The organism is Brevundimonas sp. R86498 (assembly GCF_044598075.1).
Taxonomy (GTDB): domain Bacteria; phylum Pseudomonadota; class Alphaproteobacteria; order Caulobacterales; family Caulobacteraceae; genus Brevundimonas.
Genome location: NZ_CP139004.1, coordinates 2,143,860 through 2,168,847 on the forward strand (window position 1 = coordinate 2,143,860; position 24,988 = coordinate 2,168,847).

Annotated in this window: 23 protein-coding genes; 16 read left to right on the plus strand and 7 right to left on the minus strand. The window is 68.1% G+C overall.

Annotation, left to right across the window (positions count from 1 at the left end):
• Positions 1–118: 118 nt before the first annotated feature.
• From SJY26_RS10510 to lpxB, 14 genes are all read left to right on the plus strand, one after another.
• Positions 119–1,735 carry a M20/M25/M40 family metallo-hydrolase gene (locus SJY26_RS10510; protein ID WP_396592985.1) on the plus strand — a complete coding sequence of 539 codons (1,617 nt, stop codon included), beginning with the start codon at positions 119–121 and terminating at the stop codon, positions 1,733–1,735.
• Positions 1,736–1,836: 101 nt separating this feature from the next.
• Entirely contained in the window at positions 1,837–2,583 is a 747-nt protein-coding gene (gene pyrH, locus SJY26_RS10515; protein ID WP_396592986.1) for a UMP kinase, read from the plus strand.
• Positions 2,584–2,608: 25 nt separating this feature from the next.
• Positions 2,609–3,166 carry a ribosome recycling factor gene (gene frr, locus SJY26_RS10520; protein ID WP_396592987.1) on the plus strand — a complete coding sequence of 186 codons (558 nt, stop codon included), beginning with the start codon at positions 2,609–2,611 and terminating at the stop codon, positions 3,164–3,166.
• A 45-nt stretch (positions 3,167–3,211) separates the two neighbouring features.
• Entirely contained in the window at positions 3,212–3,967 is a 756-nt protein-coding gene (gene uppS / locus SJY26_RS10525; RefSeq protein WP_396592988.1) for a polyprenyl diphosphate synthase, read from the plus strand.
• A complete protein-coding gene (locus SJY26_RS10530; RefSeq protein ID WP_396592989.1) occupies positions 3,967–4,782 on the plus strand; it encodes a phosphatidate cytidylyltransferase in 816 nt (271 codons plus the stop codon). Before uppS ends, SJY26_RS10530 begins: the two co-directional genes overlap by 1 nt.
• Positions 4,779–5,975 carry a 1-deoxy-D-xylulose-5-phosphate reductoisomerase gene (gene dxr / locus SJY26_RS10535; RefSeq protein ID WP_396592990.1) on the plus strand — a complete coding sequence of 399 codons (1,197 nt, stop codon included), beginning with the start codon at positions 4,779–4,781 and terminating at the stop codon, positions 5,973–5,975. The genes SJY26_RS10530 and dxr overlap by 4 nt, the downstream gene beginning before the upstream one ends.
• 36 nt (positions 5,976–6,011) lie before the next feature.
• Positions 6,012–7,229 carry an RIP metalloprotease RseP gene (gene rseP / locus SJY26_RS10540; protein ID WP_396592991.1) on the plus strand — a complete coding sequence of 406 codons (1,218 nt, stop codon included), beginning with the start codon at positions 6,012–6,014 and terminating at the stop codon, positions 7,227–7,229.
• Positions 7,230–7,258: 29 nt separating this feature from the next.
• On the plus strand, positions 7,259–9,676 hold the full coding sequence (gene bamA, locus SJY26_RS10545) for an outer membrane protein assembly factor BamA (protein WP_396592992.1): 2,418 nt from the start codon (positions 7,259–7,261) through the stop codon (positions 9,674–9,676).
• Positions 9,677–9,708: 32 nt separating this feature from the next.
• A complete protein-coding gene (locus tag SJY26_RS10550) occupies positions 9,709–10,287 on the plus strand; it encodes an OmpH family outer membrane protein (protein WP_396592993.1) in 579 nt (192 codons plus the stop codon).
• Between the two features lie 13 nt (positions 10,288–10,300).
• Positions 10,301–11,311 (plus strand): UDP-3-O-(3-hydroxymyristoyl)glucosamine N-acyltransferase, encoded by a 1,011-nt coding sequence (gene lpxD, locus SJY26_RS10555; RefSeq protein WP_396595742.1) that lies wholly within the window; start codon positions 10,301–10,303, stop codon positions 11,309–11,311.
• Positions 11,304–11,774, plus strand: a complete 471-nt coding sequence (gene fabZ, locus SJY26_RS10560) for a 3-hydroxyacyl-ACP dehydratase FabZ (RefSeq protein ID WP_396592994.1) — start codon at positions 11,304–11,306, stop codon at positions 11,772–11,774. Before lpxD ends, fabZ begins: the two co-directional genes overlap by 8 nt.
• Complete coding sequence (gene lpxA / locus SJY26_RS10565; RefSeq protein WP_396592995.1) at positions 11,771–12,559, plus strand: acyl-ACP--UDP-N-acetylglucosamine O-acyltransferase; 789 nt, start codon at positions 11,771–11,773, stop codon at positions 12,557–12,559. The genes fabZ and lpxA overlap by 4 nt, the downstream gene beginning before the upstream one ends.
• A 106-nt stretch (positions 12,560–12,665) precedes the next feature.
• Entirely contained in the window at positions 12,666–13,505 is an 840-nt protein-coding gene (locus SJY26_RS10570) for an LpxI family protein (RefSeq protein WP_396592996.1), read from the plus strand.
• Positions 13,502–14,668, plus strand: a complete 1,167-nt coding sequence (gene lpxB, locus SJY26_RS10575; RefSeq protein ID WP_396592997.1) for a lipid-A-disaccharide synthase — start codon at positions 13,502–13,504, stop codon at positions 14,666–14,668. Before SJY26_RS10570 ends, lpxB begins: the two co-directional genes overlap by 4 nt.
• Here the strand turns inward: lpxB and SJY26_RS10580 are convergent, their stop codons facing one another.
• Both SJY26_RS10580 and SJY26_RS10585 read right to left on the minus strand, forming a co-directional pair.
• On the minus strand, positions 14,669–16,027 hold the full coding sequence (locus SJY26_RS10580) for an MFS transporter (protein ID WP_396592998.1): 1,359 nt from the start codon (positions 16,025–16,027) through the stop codon (positions 14,669–14,671).
• A complete protein-coding gene (locus SJY26_RS10585) occupies positions 16,024–17,274 on the minus strand; it encodes an MFS transporter (RefSeq protein WP_396592999.1) in 1,251 nt (416 codons plus the stop codon). The genes SJY26_RS10580 and SJY26_RS10585 overlap by 4 nt, the downstream gene beginning before the upstream one ends.
• A 150-nt stretch (positions 17,275–17,424) precedes the next feature.
• Between SJY26_RS10585 and SJY26_RS10590 the strand changes: the two genes are divergently transcribed.
• Positions 17,425–17,757, plus strand: coding sequence for an EF-hand domain-containing protein (locus SJY26_RS10590; RefSeq protein WP_396593000.1), 333 nt, complete (start codon positions 17,425–17,427; stop codon positions 17,755–17,757).
• Here the strand turns inward: SJY26_RS10590 and lepB are convergent.
• The 4 genes from lepB to gltX all read right to left on the minus strand — a co-directional run bounded on the left by lepB (position 17,754) and on the right by gltX (position 22,145).
• Complete coding sequence (lepB, locus tag SJY26_RS10595; RefSeq protein ID WP_396593001.1) at positions 17,754–18,539, minus strand: signal peptidase I; 786 nt, start codon at positions 18,537–18,539, stop codon at positions 17,754–17,756. The two genes, SJY26_RS10590 and lepB, sit on opposite strands and share 4 nt — an antisense overlap.
• Before the next feature lie 117 nt (positions 18,540–18,656).
• A complete protein-coding gene (locus tag SJY26_RS10600) occupies positions 18,657–19,331 on the minus strand; it encodes a phytanoyl-CoA dioxygenase family protein (RefSeq protein ID WP_396593002.1) in 675 nt (224 codons plus the stop codon).
• A gap of 20 nt (positions 19,332–19,351) precedes the next feature.
• Positions 19,352–20,653 carry a citrate synthase gene (gene gltA, locus SJY26_RS10605; protein ID WP_396593003.1) on the minus strand — a complete coding sequence of 434 codons (1,302 nt, stop codon included), beginning with the start codon at positions 20,651–20,653 and terminating at the stop codon, positions 19,352–19,354.
• 70 nt (positions 20,654–20,723) lie between these two features.
• A complete protein-coding gene (gene gltX / locus SJY26_RS10610; RefSeq protein WP_396593004.1) occupies positions 20,724–22,145 on the minus strand; it encodes a glutamate--tRNA ligase in 1,422 nt (473 codons plus the stop codon).
• Here gltX and SJY26_RS10615 point away from each other — a divergent pair.
• Positions 22,144–24,303, plus strand: a complete 2,160-nt coding sequence (locus SJY26_RS10615) for a ComEC/Rec2 family competence protein (RefSeq protein WP_396593005.1) — start codon at positions 22,144–22,146, stop codon at positions 24,301–24,303. The genes gltX and SJY26_RS10615 overlap by 2 nt on opposite strands.
• Here SJY26_RS10615 and lexA read toward each other — a convergent pair.
• Entirely contained in the window at positions 24,284–24,976 is a 693-nt protein-coding gene (gene lexA / locus SJY26_RS10620; protein WP_396593006.1) for a transcriptional repressor LexA, read from the minus strand. The genes SJY26_RS10615 and lexA overlap by 20 nt on opposite strands.
• Between the last annotated feature and the right edge of the window lie 12 nt (positions 24,977–24,988).

Sequence of the window (24,988 nt, forward strand, 5' to 3'; positions counted from 1 at the left end):
CGGAACAGTTGGAGGGGCCGGCGAGCGATCGCCGGCCCCTTTTGCGTTTTGCGATTGCAGTGGTGCCGGTCCCGCGCCAAATGGCCAAGCTGTTCAGCTTTTTTTTCGGGGTAGGTTCGTGTTTCGTCTTGTCGCCACTGTCTCCAGCGCCGTCATTCTTCTGGCCGGAGCGGCCCAGGCCCAGCCCGTTGATCGGGTCGCGCTCAACGGGATCATCGACCAGGGCTTCAACCACAGTCAGGTCATGCCGACGGCGGCGTACCTGACCGACCGGATCGGCGGCCGTCTGACCAACTCGCCCCAGATGCGCCAGGCCGAGCAGTGGACCCAGCAGCAGTTCCGCGACTGGGGCCTGTCGAACGTGCGGGCTGAAGGCTTTGCGTTCGGCCGCGGCTGGTCGATCGTGCGCTCCAGCGCCCGGATGACCGCGCCGCGCCCCATCGACCTGCGTGCGATTCCGATCGCCTGGACGCCGTCCACGAATGGCGTCGTGAGCGGGGAGGTCATTCTGGCCCCGATCACCAGCGCGGGTCAGTTCGACCAGTGGCGCGGGAAGCTGGCCGGCAAGATCGTCATGGTCACCGCGCCGAACGCGGGGTCCGAGCCGACGGAACCCTTCTTCCGCCGCTGGACCGACGAGGAGCTGCGCGGGCGGCAGTCCTACAGCCTGCCTACCCCGGATCCCGCGGCGGCGGAGCGCCAGCTGCGCAGTCCGAATGCCGACTTCGCCTCACGCCTGGATGCCTTCCTGGCCGAGGAGGGCGCGGTGGCCTGGGTTCGTATGTCCAATCGGGACGGCGGACTGCTGCACGGAACCGGCTATCTCTATCAGGTCGGGCAGACGCCCCGTGTGGCTGGAATGGAGCTGGCGGCAGAGGACTATCGCCGGCTGGCCCGGTTGAGCGTGGGGGGGACTGCGCCCGTGCTGGAGCTGCTGAGCGAGGTCCGGTTCCACGACGAGGATGTCAATGCCTACAACGTTCTGGCGGATATTCCAGGGACAGATCGGTCTGGCGAGTACGTGATGGCCGGTGCGCATCTGGACAGTTGGGTCGCTTCGGACGGGGCCGTCGACAATGCGGCCGGCAGCGCCGTGGTGATGGAAGCTGCCCGGATTCTGAAGGCCATTGGTGCGCGGCCGAAGCGGAGCATCCGGTTCGCGCTCTGGAACGCCGAGGAGCAGGGGCTGCTGGGTTCGCTGGATTATGTTGACCGGCATCTGGCGACGCGGGCTCCGCTTGAGGACCCAGCCCTGGCCAATCTGCCCAACAACCGGTCATGGCGTGCCCGCTGGCCGGTCCAGCCGCGCGAGGGTCATGCCGACCTCGTGGCCTATTTCAACATCGACAACGGCTCGGGGAAGATCCGCGGCATCAACGCCGAGGGCAATGTGGCGGCCGCCCCGATCCTGCAGGCCTGGCTCGAGCCCTTCGCCAGCATGGGGGTGGGGACCGTCTCGCTGCGACCGTCCGGCGGGACCGATCACGTCTATATGCAGTCGGTCGGGATTCCGGGCTTCCAGTTCATCCAGGACCCGCTGGACTACAGCAGCCGCCTGCACCACACGAGCATCGACAGCTATGATCACCTGAGGGCCGACGACCTGCGGCAGGCAGCGGTCGTTCTGGCCGGCCTGCTGCTGAGCGCGGCCAACAGCGACGAGCCCCTGCCGCGGATGCCGTTGCCGACCCGTCCCAACGTCACAGATCCGTTCGCACCTCCGGCCGCGAACTGACCAACTTTACGACTAAATCGACCTTGGGCGCGTTCGGCTTTGAAGCCGGGCGCGCCCTTCGTCTATAAGACCTCCACGATTCCCCCCGAAACGAGACCCCCATGCCCGCTGACAGCGCCCCCCTGCGATACAAGAAGGTGCTGCTGAAGGTGTCGGGCGAGGTCCTGATGGGCGAGCAGGGCTATGGGATCGACATGAATACGGTCGACGCCGTGGCCCAGGCGATCGCCAAGGTGGCCAAGGGCGGGACCCAGATCTGTCTGGTGATCGGCGGCGGCAACATCTTCCGCGGCCTGTCGACGGCGGCGGCCGGAATGGAGCGGGCCAGCGCCGACTATATGGGCATGCTGGCTACGGTCATGAACGCTCTTGCCATGCAGAATGCGCTCGAGAAGATCGGCGTCCAGACCCGGGTGCAGAGCGCCATCCCCATGGCCGCGATCGCCGAGCCCTATATCCGCCGGCGCGCGGTGCGGCACATGGAAAAGGGCCGGGTCGTGATCTTCGCCGCCGGCACCGGCAATCCGTATTTCACCACCGACACGGCCGCGGCCCTGCGGGCCGCCGAGATGGGGTGCGATGCGCTGCTGAAGGGAACCTCGGTGGACGGAGTTTATTCGGCGGACCCCAAGAAGGACAAGGCCGCGACCCGCTATGAACATCTGAGCTATCAGGATGTCCTGTCCCAGAATCTGAAGGTGATGGATGCGGCCGCGATCGCCCTGATGCGGGAAAGCGGTATTCCGATCGTGGTGTTCTCGATCCGAGAGGAAGACTCGCTGCGCAAGGTGCTGAAAGGCAAGGGAACCTTCACGGTGATCAGCGACTCTCCGCCGCAAGCCGCCTGACAAGAACGAGACTGAGGAGACCGAGATGGCCAAGCCCGATCTGAAGACCTATCGCGACCGCATGGACAAGGCGGTATCGTCCCTGAAGGAAGAGTTCCAGGGTCTGCGCACCGGCCGGGCCAACGCGGGCCTGCTGGATCCGGTCCAGGTCCAGGCCTATGGTTCGAGCTCGCCCCTGAACGCCGTGGCGGCGATCAGCGTGCCCGAGCCGCGGATGATCTCGGTCAGCGTCTGGGACAAGTCGATGGTCGGTCCGGTCGAAAAGGCCATCCGGGCCGCGGGGCTGGGGCTGAACCCGATCGTCGACGGGCAGACGCTGCGCATCCCCGTGCCGCCCCTGACCGAAGAGCGCCGCAAGGAACTGGCCAAACTGGCCGGAAAATACGCGGAACAGCAGAAGATCGCGGTGCGAAACGTGCGCCGGGATGCCAATGACGACCTGAAGAAGGCGGAAAAGGCGGGCGATATCAGCCAGGACGAGCAGAAAAAGATGGAGGCCGAGGTCCAGAAGGACACCGATGCGGCCATCAAGCGTATCGACGAGACCTTGAAGACCAAGGAAGTTGAGATCATGCAGGTTTGACGGCCGCGCCCCGGCAGCCCGAACCTCAACAGGACAGATGACGGAATGACGGCCCCTCCCGCCGATGTGCCGGGCTCGCAGACCGGGCCGAGACATGTCGCCCTGATCATGGACGGTAATGGCCGCTGGGCCCAGGCGCGGGGGCTTCCGCGCGCCATCGGACACCGCGAGGGCGTGCAGGCGCTGAAGCGGACCGTGCAGGCCGCTCCGGAGTTGGGGATCGAATGCCTGACGGTGTTCGGCTTCTCGACCGAGAATTGGCGGCGGCCTGCCGAGGAGGTCTCCGACCTGATGGGACTGGTCCGGTCCTATGTCGCCAGCGATCTGAACCGGCTGGACCGGGAAGGTGTCCGGGTGCGGGTCCTGGGTCGTCGCGCGGGCCTGCCCGCCGACATCCGGGCCATCATCGAACGGGCCGAGAGCACGACGGCGACCAATGACCGGTTCCTGCTGCAGGTGGCCTTCAACTATGGCGGCCGGGCGGATCTGGTGGATGCCGCCCAGGCGTGGGTGGACCGGGTGCTGGCCGGCGAGGCCACGGGCCCCCTCGACGAGGCGGCGCTGGAGACCGGCCTGTCGACCGCAGGGGCTCCCCCGGTCGATGTCATCGTCCGCACCTCCGGCGAGCGCCGGCTGTCCAACTTCCTGCTATGGGAAGCGGCCTATGCGGAGCTGGTCTACCAGGACGTGCTGTGGCCCGACTACGGTCCGGAGGCGCTCGGCGACGCGGTCCGCCAGTATCGACAGAGGGACCGTCGATTCGGAGCCGTCGAGGTCGAGCCGGTGCTCGCGGCCGGCTGATGGTGTCGCTGAGGAACCTTGGCGTTCGGGCGGCCTCCGCTCTCGTGCTTGCCCCCCTCGCGGTTCTGGCCATCTGGGCCGGCGGCCTGTGGTTCCTGGCCCTCTTGCTGGGGGCTATCGTGTTGCTGGCGCGCGAGTGGGCGGCCATGAGCGCGCCGGAGCGGCGGAACCCGATTGCCGTCGGCGTCGCCATCGCCATCCTGGCCTGTACCGTCACAGCCCATGCCGAAAACATGTCTGCCGCCCTCGTGGTTCTGGTGTTCGGCGCAGCGGCCGTGGCCCTCTACGCTCGCAGGCTTGGTCAGGCGGGTGTTGATGCGGCGTATGGCGTTCTTTATCTCGGCTGGCCTGCGATCCTGCTGATCTGGCTGCGCGAGGGCCAGTCCGGGGCAGGGCTGAGCTGGACCATCATGGTGTTCGTCGTGGCCTGGTCGGCCGATGTGATGGCCTTTCTGGTGGGCAGCCTGCTGGGCGGGCCGAAGCTGTGGCCGCGATACTCGCCGAACAAGACCTGGTCGGGCTTCGCGGGCGGTCTGCTGGCGGGCTCGGTCGCCGGCTATCTGGTCGCCCGATTCCTGCCGCTGGGCCTGCCCGATCCCCTGTGGGGGCTGGCCCTCGGTCTGGCCGGAGCCCTGGCCACCATGGCCGGCGACCTGTGGGAGTCGGCGTTGAAGCGGCGTTTTGGCGTCAAGGACGCCGGCGGCCTGATCCCCGGGCACGGGGGGCTGCTGGACCGGGTCGACGGTCTGATGTTCGCCGTGGTCGTCATTGCTGCCGGTCGGCTTGCGGTTCTGATGCTGGAGCGTACGGCGTGATCCGGAGGCGTGTCTCGGTGCTGGGGGCCACCGGTTCGGTCGGCACCTCGACGCTTGATCTGATGGATCAGGCCGAGCAGGCCGGAACCGGAGCGTTCGAGGTCGTGGCCCTGAGCGGCGGGGCCAATATCGCACGGCTGGCGGAACAGGCGCGGCGCTGGAGGCCGGCCGTGGCGGTGACGGCCGATCCGGCCCGGCTGGAGGAGCTGCGCGCGGCCCTGGCCGGCACCGGCGTGGAGGCTGCCGCAGGCGACGCCGCCATCGTGGAGGCTGCCAGCCGGCCGACGGATCTGGTCATGGCCGCCATTGTCGGGGCTGCCGGCCTGAAGTCGGCCTGGGCGGCCGCGGCGACCGGAGCGACCCTGGCCCTGGCGAACAAGGAGAGTCTGGTCTGCTGTGGCGCGGCCCTGATCCAGAGGGTCCGGGCCGCGGGGGGGCGACTGATCCCCGTGGACTCGGAGCATTCCGCGATCTTTCAGGTCTTCCCGGAAGCAGCCCCCGAGCGGGTCGCGCGGCTGATCCTGACGGCCTCGGGCGGGCCTTTCCGGCGGACCTCACTGGAAGCCATGGCTGGAATGACGCCGGAGCAGGCCGTGGCCCACCCCAACTGGAGCATGGGGGCCAAGATCTCGGTCGACAGCGCCACCATGGCCAACAAGGGTCTGGAGATGATCGAGGCGGCCTATCTGTTCGGCATGCCAGCGTCCCGGATCGATGTGGTGGTGCACCCGGAGTCGGTCATCCACAGCATGGTCGAGTATGTCGACGGCTCCACCCTGGCCCAGATGGGCCCGCCGGACATGAAGACGCCGATCGCCTGCGCCCTGGCCTGGCCAGACCGCCTGAGCTGGCCTGCGCCACGGCTGGACCTGGCTGCCATGGGTCAGCTGACGTTCGAGGCCCCCGATCCCGTCCGCTTTCCGGCCCTCAGGCTGGCCCGGGAGGCCCTCGAGGCCGGCGGTGGCGCGCCGACGATCTTCAATGCCGCCAATGAGGTCGCCGCCCTGGCCTTCCTTGACCGCCGACTGGCCTTTCTCAATATTGCCGCAGTCATCGCCGAAACGCTTGGGCGTATGGTGAAGACGGGGGCGGACAGCGATTTCGACGACGCCTGCGCAGGGGCTCTGGCCCTCGATGCGCGCGCCCGTCGCCTCGCGCTCGAGATCGTCGGGGATCTGGCGCTGGTCGCCTGATCCTCATCGCGTGGCGGAAATGGAGTCGATGACGGCATGCTGAACGCGATCGGACAGGCGCTGATCTATGTCGTCCCGTTCCTGCTTGTGCTGACGGTCATCGTCACGATCCACGAACTTGGACACTTTCTGGTGGCCCGTGCCTTTGGCGTGAAGGTCGATCGCTTCGCCATCGGCTTCGGCAAGGCCCTGTTCAGCCGGACCGATCGGAACGGCATTGAATGGCGGGTCGGATGGATGCCTCTGGGTGGCTATGTGAAGTTCTCCGGCGACCTTGATGCGTCCAGCGTGCCCGACAGCCGGGGTCTGGATACGCTGAAGTCCGAGATCATCGCCCGGGACGGGGCCGGGGCCGAGCGCGACTATTTCCATTTCAAGCCGGTCTGGCAGCGGATGCTGATCGTGGTCGCCGGACCGGTGGCCAACTTCATCCTGGCCATCGCCATCTTCACGGTCCTGTTCTCGCTGCTGGGGGTGGAGCTGCGTCCGGCCCGGGTGGCCCAGGTGACGGCGGAATCGCCCGCCGCCGTGGCCGGCTTCCAGCCCGGAGACCTGATCACCGCGATCGACGGCCGGATTATCGCCGATGCCGGGGAGGTGACCCGCAAGGTCAGCCTGTCCAGCGGCGACGCGGTCCGGTTCACGGTCGAGCGCGCCGGGTCCGAGATCGAACTGGTCGCCACGCCGGAGCGACGGGTCGAGACCGATCCCATCGCCGGCCGGATCACCGTGGGCCGCATTGGCCTCGCGCTGTCCTCGACGGCGGCCGAAGCCCGGCACGTCCGCTACAACCCGATCGAGGCGGTGGGGCGTGGCGTTCAGGAAACCGGAGAGATTCTGGGCACCACGCTGAACTATCTGGGGCGGATCTTCACCGGACGGGAGTCCGGGGACCAGCTGAGCGGTCCGCTGGGCATCGCCAAGGCCTCAGGGGCCCTGACCAATGCGGCCGTCGCGGCCAATCCGGACCCCGTTGCAACCGCCATGAACCTGTTGCTGACGCTGACGAGCTTTGCCGCCATACTTTCGATCGGAATAGGCTTTCTAAATCTGTTGCCCATCCCGGTTCTGGACGGCGGTCATCTGGTTTTCTACGCCTACGAGGCTGTGGCGAAGAAACCCGTGGCGGCCGGTGTTCAGGAGGCGGGGTACCGGGTCGGTCTTGCTTTGCTGGCGGGTTTGATGTTGTTCGCGACCTGGAACGACCTGCAGAAGTTGAACCTGTTCCAATTCCTCGGCGGGCTCGTCAGTTGAGCCGACGCCAGCCCCCGATGGTTTCCCGAATGATCCTGACCGACCCCCGCGCCGCATTCCATCCGGGCACACGCAGCCTGCGCCGTACCGTGGCCACGACCGCCAGTCTGCTGGCCCTGGTGGCGGCCTCGCCCGTGCTGGCCCAGACGCCGCCCGCGCCGGCGATCCAGACTGGCCCGGCCCCCAGCGCCAGTCCCGCGGAGACCGGGACGGTCAACCGCATTCTGGTCGAGGGCAACCAGCGAATCGACCAGACGACAGTCCTGTCCTATCTGCCGATCCAGCCGGGCGACACGATCGATCCGGTGATTCTGGACGTCGCCATCCGGACCCTGACCCGCACCCAGCTGTTCGCGGACGTGCAGATCGGCCTGCAGGAGAACGGCGACCTGGTCGTCCGGATCGTCGAGAACCCGATCATCAACCAGGTGGTGTTCGAGGGAAACAGCGCCATCAGCGAGGACAAGCTGACCGAAGAGGTCACGATCGGTCCCCGCGGCATCTACACCCGCGCCCGTGTCCAGGAGGATGTGGGCAAGATCATCGAGCTTTACCGGCTGTCGGGCCGGATTTCGGCGACCGTCACGCCCAAGCTGGTCCAGCTGGAGCAGAACCGCGTCGACGTCGTGTTCGAGATCGACGAGGGTCCCGAGACCGGCGTTCAGGCCATCACCTTCCTGGGCAACGCGGCGTTTTCGGACAGCGACCTGCGCGAGGTCATGGTCACCAAACAGTCCCAGTGGTGGCGGCTGTTCACCAAGAACGACAACTACGACCCCGGCCGGCTCGACTATGACCGGGAGCAGCTGCGGAAATTTTACACCAACCGCGGCTACTATGATTTCCGGATCATCTCGGCGGTGGCCGAGTTGGCCCCCGACGACAGCGCCTTCGCCATGACCCTGACGGTCGACGAGGGCAGCAAATACAATTTCGGCGACATCCAGGTGGTCACCGAGAACGATCGGCTGAATGCCGACTTCCTCGAACTGCTGCTGCCGATCCGCAGCGGCGACCTGTACGAGAGTGACAAGATCGAGAGCTCGGTCGACGCCCTGACCTTCGCGGCGGGCTCGGCCGGCTACGCCTTCGTCGACATCAATCCGACCTATCGACCCAACCCCGAGACCGATACCATCGACGTGACGTTCAACGTCTCCGAAGGGCAGCGGGTCTACGTCGACCGGATCAACATCATCGGCAATACCCGCACCATCGACCGTGTGATCCGTCGCGAACTGATGCTGACCGAGGGCGACGCCTTCAATCGCACCCTGGTGGAGCGGTCGCGCAACAATCTGCGGGGGCTGGGCTTCTTCAAGGAAGTCACCATCGAGGAGTCGCGCAGTGCGGCTCCGGACCGGTCGGTCGTCAATGTGTCCGTCGAGGAACAGCCGACGGGCGAGCTCTCGGTCGGCGCCGGCTTCAGCTCGGTCGACAGCTTCGTGGTCAACCTGGGCATTTCCGAACGCAACTTCCGGGGGCGCGGCCAGAATTTCGTGTCGCGTATCGAATGGGGCTCCCTGCGCCAGCAGATCGACTTCCGCTTCACCGAGCCCCGGTTCCTGGGCCGCGATGTCGGCGCAGGCTTCGACCTGTTCCACTCCCGCTATGACTTTCAGGACGAGTCCTCGTTCGACTACCGGTCGACCGGGGCGGGCCTGCGCCTGTCCTATCCGCTCAACGGCTATAGCAGCCTGTCGAGCCGCTACTTCATCAAGGACGATGAGATCATCGTCCCGACCGGCTATTGCAGCGCCAACGGCGTCGGCTCGCGGGCGCTGTGCGAACAGGTCGGGGCGTCGCTGAACTCGTCGGCGGGGTACACGCTGTTCGTCAACCGCCGGAACGATCCCATCCGGCCGACGCGCGGTTGGACCGGCTCGATCCGCCAGGACTTCGCCGGGCTCGGCGGCGACGTGAACTACGTCAAGACCGAGGTCGATGCGACGGTCTACTACGGCATCACGCCCAGCTGGATCGTCTCGGTGGCGGGCTCGTCGGGCTATGTCACAGGCTGGAACGGCGATGCGATCCGGATCAACGACCGCTTCTTCAAGGGGGGCAACACTTTCCGCGGCTTCGAGAACGCCGGGATGGGTCCCCGCGACCTGACGACCAACGATGCGCTGGGCGGCAATTTCTATGCCGTCGGCACTGTCCAGCTGACGGTACCCAACGGCCTGCCTGAACAGTATGGCATCCGCACCGAGCTGTTCGTCGATGTCGGGACCCTTGGAGTGCTGGACGATCGATACACCCTGGGCACGAACGGACTTGTCGACACCTCGATCGCGGATGATCTGTCGCTCCGGGCCTCCGCCGGCCTGAGCGTCCACTGGCGCTCGCCCATGGGTCCGATCCGCTTCGACTTCAGCCAGATCCTGAGCGAGGAAGAATACGACCGTACCGAAACCTTCCGCTTCTCGACCTCCACCCAGTTCTAAGTCGGGCCCTGTCGGCCCTGAAAAGGTTCCTTATGAAACTCCTCGCTATCGGTGCCGTTGCCCTGGCCACGCTCGTCGGTTCGACGGCCGTCGCCCAGACGCAGGGCCCCCAGAACCCCGGTCCTGCGATCCCGGGCGTCTGCGTCTATTTCAACCAGCGCCTGCTGGCCCAATCGACGGTCGGACAGTCGGTCCAGACCCGCATGGAGCAACTGGCCGGTGAGGTCCAGGGAGAGCTCTCGCCCTATGGTGCGGCCATCCAGACCGAGATCCAGGCCCTGCAGCAGGGTGGCCAGGCGGCCGATCCGGACGGCGCGCGCCGCACCGCCGTGCAACAGCGCATCCAGGAAGCCCAGATCCTGGAACAGACCCGTCAGGAAGAGCTGCGCTACACCCTGTCCGAACAGCGCCGGCTGATCTCGGCCGCGGTCGAGCCTATCCTTGTGGCCGTCTACCAGGAACGCGGCTGCGGCATCCTGCTGGACCGCGAGAGCGTCTTCATCGTCAATCCGGCCATGGATGTGACGGACACGGTGATCCAGCGTCTGAATACGGCGCTGCCGAGCCTGAGCTTCAACCGTCTGCCGGTTCCGGCTCAAGCGGCTCAGTAGGCGCCGGGGCATGATGCCCGACGCCCGCTTCTTCGATCTTCTGGCCCCGGCCAGCGTCGGCGACCTCGCAGCCCTTTCGGGCGGCGAGGTCGTTCGCGGTTCGGAATGGAGGATCAGCCAGGTCGCGCCTCTGGTTGTAGCCGACCGGAACGCCATTGGATTCCTGGGGGACCGCAAGTTCCTCGACGCGCTGGCAGCGACGGCCGCCGGCTGTGTGATCGTGCCGGCCGGGGCGGTCGAGGCCGCGCCGCCTGAGGCCGCTGTCATTGTCTCGCGCACCCCGCAGGCGGCCTGGGCGGCGGCGGCCGTGGCCCTGCATCGCCCCAGAGGGCTGGTCGCGGCGGCCCCCGCAGAGGTCTGCGAGGACGACAGCACCGTCATCGAGCCCGGGGTGATTCTGGGGCAGGGCGCGAGGATCGGCCGCGGGACCCGGATCGGGGCCAATACGGTGATCGGACCGGGGGTGCAGATCGGCCGCGACTGCCAGATCGGCTCGAACGTCACGGTCGGTTTCGCCCTGATCGGCGACCGGGTGAAGATCTATGCCGGGGCCCGGATCGGCGAGCCGGGTTTTGGCGCGGCCGGGGGCGCTGGCGGCGCTGTCGATGTGCCCCAGCTGGGTCGCGTGATCCTTCAGGACGGGGTCACGATCGGGGCCAACACCTGCATCGACCGGGGAGCCTTCGACGACACGGTGATCGGCGAGAATACGAAGATCGATAATCTGGTGATGATCGCGCACAACTGCGTGCTGGGCCGCAATGTCCTGATGGCGGGCCATGCGGGAATCTCGGGCTCGGTGCGTGTCGGGGACAATGTCATGTTCGGTGGCAAGGCGGGGGTCGGCGACCACATCACCATTGGTGAGGGGGCCCGCGTGGCCGCCGGGGCCGGGGTGCTGGCCGACGTTCCGGCAGGTGAAACCTGGTCGGGCTATCCGGCGAAACCGATCCGTCAATTCTTGCGCGAGACCGTCTGGGTCTCCAGACAGGCGAGGAGCAAGGGAGCGCGCACGAATGACTGAGTCGGAGGGCAAGATCGATTACGCCGAGGTGATGCGTCGGCTGCCCCACCGCTATCCCTTCCTGCTGGTGGACAAGGCCGAGGCCTTCGTGGCCAACACCTCGATCACCGGGATCAAGAACGTCACCCACAACGAGCCCTTCTTTCCGGGGCATTTTCCGATCGATCCGGTCATGCCGGGCGTGCTGATCGTCGAGGCCATGGCCCAGACCGGGGCCCTGCTGATGTCCAAGAGCCTGGATGTCGATGTGGCGGGCAAGGTCATCATGTTCATGACCATCGACGGGGTGCGGTTCCGGAAACCCGCGCGGCCGGGCGACCAGTTGCGCATGAATGTCGTCGTGACCCGCGCGCGGGGCGAGGCCTTCAAGTTCCGGGGCGAGACCTTCATCGACGGCAAACTGGCCGCCGAGGCCGAGTTCATGGCCATGGCCGTCAACGTCGACCAGCCGGTTCCGGCGTGAGCGCCATCCATCCCACGGCCATCGTCGACGGCTCGGCCGTGCTGGCCGACGGTGTTGTGATCGGGCCGTGGTGCACGGTCGGACCGGGTGTGCGACTGGAGGCCGATGTCCATCTGGTCAGCCATGTGGTTTTGCAGCAGGACACGACGGTTGGTCCCCGGACAGTGATCCATCCCTTCGCCGTGATCGGCGGCGATCCCCAGCACAACGGCTATCGGGGCGAGCCGGTGCGCCTCGAGATCGGGGCGGACAACTCCATCCGCGAGCATTCGACCTTCAACCGGGGCACGCCCCAGGGCAGCGGGATCACCCGCGTGGGATCGAACGGCCTGTTCATGACCGGGGCCCATGTCGGCCACGATGCGATGGTCGGTGACCATGTGGTGATGGCCAATCAGGCCACGCTGGGTGGCCATGCCCGCATCGGCGACCGGGTCTTTCTGGGCGGGCTGTGCGCCGTGCACCAGAACGGCCGGGTGGGGCAGGGAGCGATCATCGGCGGGCTGGCCGCCGTGACGCGCGACGTCATTCCCTACGGCTCGGCCTGGGGGAATCATGCGCAGCTGCAGGGGCTGAACCTGATCGGGCTGAAGCGCAAAGGCTATGGCAAGGACGCCGTCCGGCGGCTGCTGGCGGCCTTCCGCGACCTGTTCGAGGGGGAGGGCGTGTTCGCCGACCGGCTGGATGCGGTCGAGGCCGGTTACGCCGACCTGCCCGAGATCATGGAGATCACAGCCTTCATCCGGGAGGGGGGCAAGCGTCCGCTCTGCCTGCCCGGCGCATGACCAATTCCGGGCACCAAACCGGTCAAATTCCTTCGCCAACTCGACCAGTCGTCTGGTCAACCTCGCCAAAGTCGCCAAGCGCGCGCTTTGGCCCGGGAGGCGGGTCTTGAGCGCGGGCAAACTGGGTCTGATCGCGGGCGGCGGCGCGCTTCCGCTGGCCATCGCGGCCCGGTGCGATGTGGAAGCCCGGCCGCTCTTCGTCGTCCGCCTGACCAGCTTCGCCGACCCCCATCTTGTCCGCTATACCGGAATCGAGGCCGGGATGGCCGAGATCGGCAAGGTGCTGTCGGCCCTGAAGGCAGCAGGCTGCACGGCGGTCTGTTTCGCCGGCACGGTCAGCCGGCCGGATTTCAAGGCGCTGAAGCCCGATCTGAAGGGGGCGACCCTGTTGCCCGGCATCATCGCGGCGGCGACCCGGGGCGACGACGCCCTGCTGCGCAAGATCCTGTCGATCTTCGAGGCCGAGGGCTATGCCATCGAGGGGGCCGACGACATCCTTGGAGGCGACACCCTGCCGGCCGGGGCGCTGGGGCGCGTCCAGCCGGACGCGGTGCAGCTGGCGGATCTGAAGAAGGCCCTGCATGTGGCGGAAAAGGCGGGTGAACTGGATATCGGGCAAGGGGCCGTCGTCTGTGACGGTCTGGTGCTGGCGGTCGAGGCCCAGGAAGGCACCGACGCCATGCTGGCCCGGGTCGCAGGCCTGCCCGCCGATCTGAGAGGAAGCGCCGGGGCCCCGAAGGGCGCGCTGGGCAAGGCCCCCAAGCCCATTCAGGACCTGAGGGTCGACATGCCGGTGATCGGCACGCGCACGGTCGAGATGGCGGCGGCGGCCGGGCTGGCCGGGGTCGGCGGGATCGCGGGACGGCTGATCCTGATCGACCGGGCCGCCATCGTCGAGGCGGCCGACCGGCTGGGGCTGTTCGTGTGGGGCGAGGACCGGTCATGAAGATCATGCTGGTGGCGGCGGAGGCCTCGGGCGATGCTCTGGGGGCGGGGCTGGCGGGGGCCCTGCGTGCGCGGCAGCCGAACGTCGCCCTGGTCGGGGTCGGAGGACCGAAGATGGCCGCCGAGGGTATCGACAGCCCGTTCGACATCGCCGAACTGTCCATCATGGGCTGGCTGGAAGGCCTGCGGGCCTATGGCCGGGTCAAGGCGCGCGTGGCGGACACGGTGGCGCTGGCGGTGCGCGAGCGGCCGGAGGCCGTCGTCCTGATCGACAGCTGGGGCTTCACCATCCGGGTGGCCAAGGCGATCCGGGCCGTCCTGCCGGATGTGAAGCTGATAAAATATGTGGGACCGCAGGTCTGGGCCTCGCGGCCGGGGCGGGCGAAGACCCTGGCGGCGGCGGTGGATCACCTGCTGGCCCTGTATGCCTTTGACGCGCCATGGTTCGAACGTGAGGGGCTGGCCACCACCGTGGTGGGCTCACAGGCCCTGCATGTCGACATGAGCGGGGCCGATCCTGTGGCCTTTCGCAAGGCCCGGGGGATCGCGCCGGATGCGCCGCTGCTGCTCGTGTTGCCGGGCAGCCGGCCAACCGAGATCCGGCTGATGACGCCAGTTTACGAGGCGGCGGTCGCCCGGCTGAAGGCGGAGAACCCCGCCCTGGCCGTGGTGGTGGTCGCGGCCGGGACGGTGGCCGAGGATGTGACCGCCCGGGTCGCGGCCTGGCCCTTCCGGGCCCATGTGGTGGGCGAGGGCGACAAATATGCGGCGATGAAGGCGGCCACGGTGGCCCTGGCCACCAGCGGCACGGTCTCGACAGAACTGGCCCTGGCCGGAGCCCCCATGGTGATCGGCTATCGTTTCGGGCCGGTCAGCTATGCGATCATGAAGCCCTTCTTCACCGGCAAGTACGCGACCCTGTTCAACCATGCGGCCGACGAGGAGATCGCCAGGGAGCTGATCCAGTCCGATGCGACCCCGGGGAAAGTCGCGGCCGAGGTCGGCCGGCTGCTGGCCGATCCGGAGGCCCGGGCGGCGCAGGCGGCGCGACAGACGGCCGCCCTGGACCGGATGGGCCGCGAGGGGCGCGATCCGTCCGAGATCGCGGCGGAGGCGGTGCTGGGGGTTGTCGCCGCCCGTCGGCCGTCGCCTGATCCCGCCTGACTATCGGGTCCTGACCACCCCGGAGACCGGGGCGCTTGCCGCTCCGGGCAGGCGCGTGCCGCGGAGCGACTGGCCGGCGGTCTCGGTCAGGAAAAACACCGACACCGCGCCCACGACGCAGGCGGCCATCATGTAGCAGGCGGGAATCAGGGTGTTGCCGGTCGCGCCGATCAGCCAGCTGTTGGCCGCCGGTGCCGTGCCGCCGAACAGGGAGGTCGACAGGTTGTAGGCGATGGCGAAGCCGGCGAACCGCACATGGGTCGGGAACATCGCCGGGAAGGTGGCCGAGATGGTGGCCAGCTGCGGCACGAACAGCAGGCCCAGCAGGGCAAAGCCGAGGATGGCCCCGACCAGGCCCGTGTCCATCAGCAGGTAGGCGGGGATGACGGCCGCGAACAGGCCGATCAGCGAGAACCACCACAGGGGCTTGCGCCCGATCCGGTCCGACAGCTTTCCGGCAAAGGGCAGGAAGACCATCATGAACAGCATGCCGATGATGGGCACGACGAGGGCCATGTTGGTCGAGAGGTCGAGCCGCCGCTGCAGATAGGTCGGCATGTAGCTGAGCAGGGTGTAGTTGACGACGTTCAGGGCGACCACCATGCCGCCCATGACCAGCAGCGGCCGCCAGTAGTCGCGGAACAGGTCGCGCAGCTCGCCGCCCGTGTTGGTCTCGGCGTCTCCGTGGGCCTCGATCTCGCGAAACACGGGCGTGTCCTCCATGCGCGAGCGCAGATACAGGCCGATCAGCCCCATGGGGCCGGCGACGAAGAAGGGGATGCGCCAGCCCCAGTCGGTCATCGCCGCCTCGCCCAGCGCGAGGGAAAAGCCCAGCATCAGCAGGGCCCCGAGGGCGTAGCCGGCCAGGGTGCCGACCTCGAGGAAGCTGCCGTAGAAGCCACGCCGGTCGTCGGGCGAATATTCGGCCATGAAGGTCGCCGCCCCGCCGTACTCGCCGCCGGTCGAGAAGCCCTGGACCATCCGCAGCAGAATCAGAAGGGCCGGGGCCCACAGGCCGATGGCGTCATAGTCGGGAATAAGCCCGACGCAGAAGGTGGCTCCGGCCATCAGGACGATGGTCAGGGCCAGCACCGACTTGCGGCCCAGCCGGTCGCCGAGCGGGCCCCAGAACAGGCCGCCGAGCGGGCGCACCAGAAAAGAGATGGCGAAGGTGCCGAGCGCGAACAGGGTGGCCGTGCCGGCCTCGCCGGGAAACAGGGCGGCCGAGATGAAGGTCACGCCATAGGCATAGATCCCGTAATCGAACCATTCGGTGGCATTGCCGAGGGCTGAGGCGGCGATGGCCCGTCGGACCGTGCCTTGATCGACCGGGGTCGGGGGGGCGGCGTCATGGGTCATGCGGGGTCTCCTTTCGGGGCCGGAGCGTCGGGTTCCGGACGGTCTTCGAGAGTGGCGGCGACGGGGGTTGTGCGCGGCAGGACGCGCCAGGGCTGCTGCAGGTCCGCAGGCACGGGCGGGCGGGCAATCTGGCGCCACAGGGCGAAGACCAGGGCGGCGCCGGCGCAGGCGCACACCGCGAGGAACAGTCCCCGCGGCCCGATGAGCCCCATCGCCGCCCCGGCGATCAACGGCCCGGTCGCGGCCCCAAGCGAATAGATGAGGACCAGCCCGCCTGCGGCCGCGACCCGTTCCGCAGGGGCCAGGTGGTCGTTGGTATGCGCCACCGACAGCGGATACAGGGCGAAGCCCAGGCCCCCGAACAGGGCGGCGGCAACGAACAGGGGCCAGCCCGGCCCGAGCGCTGACAGCAGACCGGTGACGATGACGCAGCCGGCGATGGTCGCGACCACGATCCGGCGGCGCTCAAACCGGTCCGACAGCCAGCCCAGCGGCCATTGCAGCGCCACGCCGCCGACGATCAGGACGCTCATGAAGGTGGCGGTGTCGGCGACCGACAGGCCGAGCCGGCGGGCGTAGACCGCGCCGAGGCCATAGACGGCACCGAGCATCACGCCGCTGGCGACCGCACCAACGAAGCCAAGGGGCGAGGCGGCGTAGAGGCGTCCGATCCGGATCGGCAACTGTTCCGCGATGACTGGCCCGCTCATCCGCGTCAGGGCAATGGGGATCACCGCAAGCGAGATGGGGACGGAGGCGAGCAGGAAGGGAAGGGCGGGTGCCTCGGGGGCCAGACGCAGGAACTGCTGGCCCAGCGCCTGGCCGAGATAGAGCGCCATCATATAGGCGGCGAGCGTGGTTCCCCGACTGCGGGCCTCGGCCCGTTCGTTCAGCCAGCTCTCCAGACAGATGAAGATGGCGGCAACGCAGATCCCGTCGATCAGGCGAAGGCCGATCCAGGGCAGGGGTCCGGGCACCAGGGCATAGGCCAGCGCCGTCGCCGAATAGAGGGAGGCGAAGGCCGCGAAGCCGCGGATATGGCCGACCCGGTTGATCAGACGCGGGATCCGCACCGCGCCGAGGGTGAGTCCCGCGAAATAGGCGGCCGTCACCCCGGCGATGACCATCGCGTCGGTGCCCTGATCCTGCAGACGCAGGGTGATGAGGGTCGAGAGAAAGCCCGACCCTGTCATGAGGACGAAGATCGCGAGAAGAAGGCTGGGGACCCGGAGGGCGGCCTGCAGCATGGGGAGTCAAAGCCGGAGCGTCGGCATTCGTTCCGATCGTGCGCGTCGACCCCTGGCCCGTGGGCTCCGCATGTTGCGGGAGCTGACCACTGGATCGGCGGCCTCCCGGGCGCTAGCCTGGGTCCCTGACCTTTGCCGGATGATCGTCAAATGACCCCGCCCCGCCCGCCCAAGAAGAGCGAAACGCTGGAAGTCCGGCTGCCCCATGCCGCGAAGACGGCCTTCATGGACCGGTGCCATGCCTCCGGTCTGACGGCCAGCGAGGTCGTCCGGACCCTGATCGAGCGTGAGGTCGCCGGGCCTCGCGGTCGCCGGTCACGAACCGGCTGGCAGGCGCTGGCGGCCGCGATCGCGGGCGTCGCCCTCGGGGCCATCGCGGTGCCCTCGATCGCCCAGGCTCTGCCGGGGTCCCGGGCGGACTTCGACCGGATGGATGCGGACCGCGACGGCGTGGTGACCTTCGCCGAGTTTCAGGACCGCTAGCGGATCCTTTGCGCCAGCCGGCCGGGACGCAGGTTGAACCATGTCCAGGGCTTGTAGAGGGCCGCGCCCGGCTTCCATGAGGCGACCACAAACTCGGCCCGACCGACGAGGTTGGTGACCGGCAGCAGGCCGACACCGACATCGCCCGCCCAGCGGCTGTCCAGTGAGTTGTCGCGGTGATCGCCCATGACGAACAGCTGTCCCGCCGGCACGATCTGGGCCGGGCGGTCGTCGCCGGCCAGGACGGTACCGGCGTCGAAGGTCACATAGGTTTGGCCGTCCGGCTGACGCTCCTCGACGCGCAGGACCGGCCGTTCGGGTGCGTCGAGGTCGATACCGGGCCCGATCACCCGTTGCGGCAGGGGCTGGCCGTTGACGCGCACTGTGCCGCCAGCCACCTCGACCCGGTCGCCGGGCAGGCCGATGACCCGCTTGATCCAGATTTCGCGGGGGTTGGCGGGGCGTCGGAACACGACGACATCGCCGCGTCTGGGCAGTCGTTCAAAGAGGCGTCCCGCAGGCAGGGACGGGTTGAAGGGCAGCGAGGCCCGGCTCCAGCCGTAGGCGAACTTCGACACCACCAGATAGTCCCCGACGACCAGCCCCGGCTCCATCGAGGCCGAGGGGATGGTGAAGGGCTGGAAGGCCACGGTCTGGATCAGGACCGCGGCGCAGAGGCCGACCGCGACGGTGCGCGCCGCTTCGCCAATTTCCCAGCGGGCGTCCGGCGGGGCTGGTCCGGCGGCGGGGGCAGGTGGGGTGCGGGGTGATGTCGAGGTCATGACGGGATGTCTGCGGACGTCCCCGTCGGAAGCCAGCCAAGTCTTGTCCGGACAGGCCGACGATCGTGTCCGGACAGCCGAAAGACGGCTGGCGATTCCTGCCAGTGGCACGTTCGGCTACAGGATACCCATCCATTCAAGATCGCCGTCCAGTGGATGGCAGGCATAATCGACCTGCAGCACCCGCCGCCGGCGGGGCCGGACTGCGGGTTTTGAAGCATGGAGGATGGGTGTGGCGTAGGCCCAGATGTCCCCGGCCTCGGCGAGGCACACGCTGGTCCCAAGGCGTCCGACGGTGCCTGGAATGGAATACTCGGCAAGTTGGCCTTCAAGATGCGAGCCGGGGGCAATCAGCAGGGGGGCGTTGTCTGCATCAACGTCATCAAGATGGACCCTCAGTGTCGCCATGGAGGCCAGGACCCTGAACGGCGGGGCCACATGGGTCAGACCGGCCTTGACCGACCATGGCCCATAGCCGGGTGTGTCGTGGCGTTCGCGAACGACAACGGTCCGGTCCTGATGCCATGCGAGGTTCCAGTTCGCGGCGGCAGTCTTGTCGAACAATACGGCCCTGACCGGGAACGCACCGGTGCCGATCAACTCGCTCGCAACGGAACCCACGGGACCGTCCCGCCCCAGCATCGGGCGGAGGTCGGAAAGTCCGGCCAGACGGATACCGGCAACCTCTTCGGGCAGGTGTGAGAGGGTGCCCGTTAGGTCTGCACACTGCGCAGAAGAAAGGGCGCAGCGAAATCGCTGCGCCCCGTCATGTCGAAAATCGAGGTCGGTCATCGTCTCAGACCGACAGCCACTCAGCCCCGGTTCTGGATCGGGACGTAGTCGCGCTCGACCGGGCCGGTGTAGAGCTGGCGGGGACGGCCGATCTTCTGGCCGGGATCGGCCATCATTTCCTGCCACTGGGCGATCCAGCCGACCGTACGGGCCAGCGAGAACAGCACGGTGAACATCGAGGTCGGGAAGCCCATCGCCGACAGGGTGATGCCCGAATAGAAGTCGACGTTCGGGAACAGCTTGCGCTCGATGAAATACTCGTCGTTCAGGGCGACGCGTTCCAGCTCCATCGCGACCTGCAGCAGGGGATCGTTGGGGTCACCGACCGCCTTGAGCACCTCGTGGGCGCTCTCCTGCATCACCTTGGCGCGCGGGTCGTAGTTCTTGTAGACCCGGTGGCCGAAGCCCATCAGCTTGTATTTCTTGGCCTTCACGCCCTCGATGAACTCCGGGATCTTGTCCGGGGTGCCGATTTCCTTGAGCATGTTCAGCGCCTCCTCGTTGGCCCCGCCGTGCGACGGGCCCCACAGGCAGGCGATGCCGGCGGCGATACAGGCGAAGGGGTTGGCCCCCGAGGAGCCTGCAAGCCGCACGGTCGAGGTCGAGGCGTTCTGCTCGTGATCCGCATGCAGCATGAAGATGCGGTCCATGGCCTTGGCCAGGATCGGGTTCACCACATAGTCCTCGGCCGGAACGGCGAAGCACATGCGCAGGAAGTTCTCGGCGTAGTTCAGGTCGTTGCGCGGCGAAACGAAGGGCTGGCCGATGTGATATTTGTAGGCCCGGGCCGCGATGGTCGGCATCTTGGCAATCAGGCGGATGGCCGAGATGTTGCGCTGGACCGGATCATGAATGTCCAGGCTGTCGTGATAGAAGGCTGACAGGGCCCCGACCGTGCCGACCATGATGGCCATCGGGTGGGCATCGCGGCGGAAGCCGTCGAAGAAGCGGTCGAACTGTGAATGCAGCATCGTGTGCATGGTGATGCTGCGTTCGAACGCCTCATACTGGGCGGCGGTCGGGAGCTCGCCGTGCAGCAGCAGGTGGCAGACCTCGACGAAGTTCGACTGCGAGGCGAGCTGGTCGATCGGATAGCCGCGGTGCAGCAGGGTGCCGATGTCGCCGTCGATGAAGGTCAGGGCGCTTTCGCACGAGGCCGTCGAGGTGAAGCCGGGATCGTAGGTGAACGCGTCGGTGGCCGCATAGAGCTTGCGGATGTCGATGACATTCGGGCCAGTCGAGCCCGACAGGACCGGCAGATCAACGGAGACATCACCGTAGGTCAAGTTTGCCGAACCGGCGGGTTTGGAAGCTTCGGTCATCAGGCGCGCCCTCTTGTGATGAGTGTTCGGTCCGGACGGGAGCACCCGGACCCTGATTTGTTATGGGTGATCACTTAGTCTGTTGCAGCGCATCATCCAAGCGCCCGAGCGCCTCTTCGCGGCCAAGGGCCGAAAGGGTGCGGGCGATATCGGGCGATGCGGCCCCGCCGGTAAGGGCCGCGCGCATGGGCGGGCCGATCTTGCCGAAGCCGACGCCTTCCTCTTCTGCGAAGGCTTTCAGCTCGGCCTCGAGGGCGAAGACGTCCCAGCTTTCGAACAGGGCCAGGCGGGCGCGGACCCGGGCGATGCGCTCATGAGTCTCGCCGGAGAGCAGGGCGCGGGCCTTGTCGTCGAGGGCCAGCGGGCGGGTCCGGAGTACGAAGGCAGTCTGGGCCGCGAGCTCGATCAGGGTCCTGGCCCGGTCCTTCACGAAGGGAATGGCCTGTTGCAGCCGGACCTCGTCACCCTCGTTCAGGGGGGCGCCGGTGGCCAGATGGGCATCCAGGGTCAGGCCGGCCAGGCGGGCGTCGTCCGCCAGTCGCAGCCAGTGGGCGTTGACGTGGGCGAGCTTGTCGAAGTCCAGCCGGGCCGGGGCCTTGCCGATGCCGTCCAGATCGAACCATTCGCGGGCCTGGTCATCGCTGAACAGCTCGTCGTCGCCATGGGCCCAGCCCAACCGGGCCAGATAGTTGCGCATGGCCTCGGGCAGATAGCCCATCTCGGCATATTCGTGGACGGCCTGGGCCCCGTGGCGCTTAGACAGTTTCGCGCCGTCCGGGCCGTGGATCAGGGGGATGTGGGCGAACACCGGCCGGTCCCAGCCGAGGGCGTCATAGATCAGCGACTGGCGGGCGGCGTTGTTCAGATGGTCGTCGCCCCGGATGACATGGGTGACGCCCATGTCGTGGTCGTCGGCGACGACGGCGAGGTTGTAGGTCGGATTGCCGTCCGATCGCAGCAGGACCAGATCGTCCAGATCGGCATTGTCCCAGCTGACCTCGCCCTGGACAGCGTCCATGACCACGGTCCGGCCGGGCAGGGGGCGGCGGAAACGGACGACGTGGGGCCGGGACAGGTCATCGACGGTGGGCTGGCGGTCGCGCCACGGCGATTCGAAGGTCGTGCGGGCGGCCTTGGCCTCGTCGCGCAGACGGCCGGTCTCCTCCGCCGAGGTGTAGTCGCGATAGGCGGCTCCGGCCTCCAGCAGGGCGTCGACGACCGCGCGGTGGCGGTCGGCGCGGGCATGCTGGAACACCGGCTCCTCATCGGCGAACAGTTCCAGCCAGCTGAGGCCGTCGAAAATGGCCTTGACCGCGTCATCGGTGGAGCGCTCGCGGTCGGTGTCCTCGATCCGGACGAGGAATTTGCCGCCCCGGCCTTTCGCATAAAGGTAGTTGAAAAGCGCAGTTCTCGCGCCGCCTATGTGCAGATAGCCGGTGGGGGAAGGGGCGAAGCGGGTGACAACCCGGGCGGAGGGGGAGGATGAGGGCATGGCAAGGGCGTCCGAAGGGGCGGCCCTTATACCCCCCGACGCGCCAAAGCCTAGTCTGGCCGAACGGATCCGCGACGGGGTGCGGAAGGAGATCGGCACGCAGGGTCTGCGCTGGCGGCTGTGGGCCCCCGTGGCGTTCGGGGCCGGGGCGGCGGTCTATTTCGCCTTGAAGCAGGAGCCGCCGGTCCAGCCGCTGGTTGTCGCCGCCGGGATCGCGACGGGACTCTGGCTGTGGGCGCGGCGTCACGGTTGGGGACGGGCGGCCACCTTGCCGCTGATGCTGCTGGCGTGTCTGGCGCTGGGCCTGGCCGCGGCAAAGCTGCGGACCGACCGGGTTACGGCCCCGATCGCACCGGCCTTCGAGGCACCCGTGACGCTGGAGGCCTGGGTTATGGATGTCGACAGCCCGGGCGAGCGGGGGCACCGGGTGGTGCTGGCCCCTGTGTGGATCCGGGGGCTGACGCCTGAGGCCACACCGGTCCGGCTTCGGGCGACGGTTCGCGGCGATCCACCCATACCGGGCACGCCCGTCCGGCTGTTCGCCATCCTGAATCCGCCTCCGCCGCCGGCCAGTCCGGGGGCTTATGATTTCGGGCGCAATGCCTTCTATCAGCGGCTGGGTGGGACGGCCTTCGCCTTGTCCGACACCCGACCGGCGGACCTGTCGTCGCCGCCGTGGCCGGTCAGGCTGACCATGGCGGTCAACGCGGTGCGGTTCGGTCTGGCAAGGCGGATCGTAGACCGGCTGGGGACGCGGACGGGTGGGATCGCGGCGGCCATGACGACCGGCCACGAGACCTGGATCGCGCGCGAGGATCTGGATGCCATGCGGGACTCGGGCCTTGCCCACATCCTGTCGATATCCGGTCTGCATATGGCGATCGTGGGCGGGTTCGCCTTCTTCTCGGTCAGACTCGGCGTGGCCGCCTGGCCGTGGCTGGCGCTGCGGGTGTCGGGCAAGAAGATCGCGGCCGTGGCCGGGCTGGTGGCGGTGTGGAGCTATCTGGTGCTCTCAGGCGCGCCGGCACCCGCGCAGCGGGCGGCGATCACCGCCTCGGTGGCCTTTGCCGCCATCCTGCTGGACCGGCAGGCGATCACCATGCAGGCGCTGGCGGTGGCGGCGATGGTTGTGCTGATCCTGCAGCCGGAGGCGATCGTGACGCCGGGGTTCCAGATGTCGTTCGCGGCCACGGCGGCGCTGGTGGCGCTGGCGGAGGTATGGCCGCCGCGGATCCGGGAGCTGTCGGTGCCGTGGCCGATCGCGGCCCTCCAGAATGCGCGGCACTGGCTGACGTTGGCGGTCATGGCCAGTCTGGTGGCGGGGGCGGCGACCGGACCGTTCGCGGTCCAGCATTTCAACCGGGCGGCGATGTACGGGCTGGTCGCCAATCTCCTGACCTCGCCGATCGCCGATTTCGTCATGATGCCGGCGCTGGCCCTGGGCGTCCTGCTGGAGCCGGTGGGGCTGGGCGGGCCCTTCCTGTGGGGGGCCGGGCAGGGGGTGGACGCCATGCTGGCGGTCGGCCACTGGACGGCCCGGCTGCCGGGGGCGGTAAGGACGATCGCCAGCGCGCCGGATTATGTCCTGCCGATCGCGTTTTTGGGGGTGCTGATCCTGTGTCTGTGGAGGGGGCGGATGCGCTGGCTGGGGCTGCCGTTCGCCTGTGCCGTGCTGGTCTGGCCGCGCGCGCCGACGCCGACGGTGTGGATCGGGGACGCGGGGACCAATGCCGCTTTCAGCGCGGGCGATCAGGCGGTGGTGGTGAGGCCGGGGGTCCGGACCTTCGCCTCGGACCTGTGGTCGCGGCGGCGGGGCCTGACGGCGGTGCCGAGACCGGTCGAGGGCTGGACCTGTGAACGGTACGGCTGCGCGCCAGGGGGAGAAGCCGCCCCGGTGGCCCTGTGGTGGGGAACGCGGGCCCCGGACGAGGGGGCGCTCGCCGATCTGTGCCGGTCGGCCCCTCTGGTCGCGGTACGGGCCGAAATCGCGGCCCTGCCGGCCGCCTGCGCGGACCGGCTGGTGCTGGACGGCGTCGACTTCGCGCGCGGCGGGGCGGTCGAGCTGTGGCGTACGCGCTCGGGCTGGCGCGCGGTCTGGACGGCGGACGTCCGGGGTCAGCGGCCGTGGAGCCCCGGACCTAGTGGTAGCGGCGAATGAGGCCGACCAGCTTGCCCTGGACCTCGACCTGATCGGGGCCGAAGATGCGGGTTTCGTAGTTGCGGTTGGCGGGCTCCAGGGCGATGGAGCCACCCTTCTTGCGCAGGCGTTTCAGGGTCGCCTCCTCGCCCTCGACGAGAGCCACGACGATCTCGCCGGAGGCGGCGGTGTCGACCTTTTTGATCACAACCAGATCGCCGTTCAGGATCCCGGCCTCGATCATGGAGTCGCCCTCGATCTCGAGCATGTAGTGTTCGCCGGCGCCCAGCATGGCCTCGGGCACCTGATAGCGGCCGTGGTCCTGCTGCAGGGCGGCGATGGGCACGCCGGCGGCGATCTTGCCGACCAGGACGAGTTCGCGGGTGTCGTTGGCGGGCTCGGCGGCGCGGGGACGGCCGCCGCCCTCGATAACGGCCGGGGTGAAGCCGGGACGCCCGCGCATGGGGCCCGTCGTCGCCTGTTCCGGCAGTTTGGTCACCTCCAGCGCCCGGGCGCGGTGGGCGAGGCGGCGGATGAAGCCACGTTCCTCCAGCGCCGTGATCAGCCGGTGGATGCCGGATTTGGACGCCAGATCCAGCGCCTCCTTCATCTCGTCGAAGGAAGGGGAGACGCCCGTCTCCTTGATCCGCTCATGGATGAACATGAGGAGTTCGTGCTGTTTGCGCGTGAGCATCGGCGGTGGGCC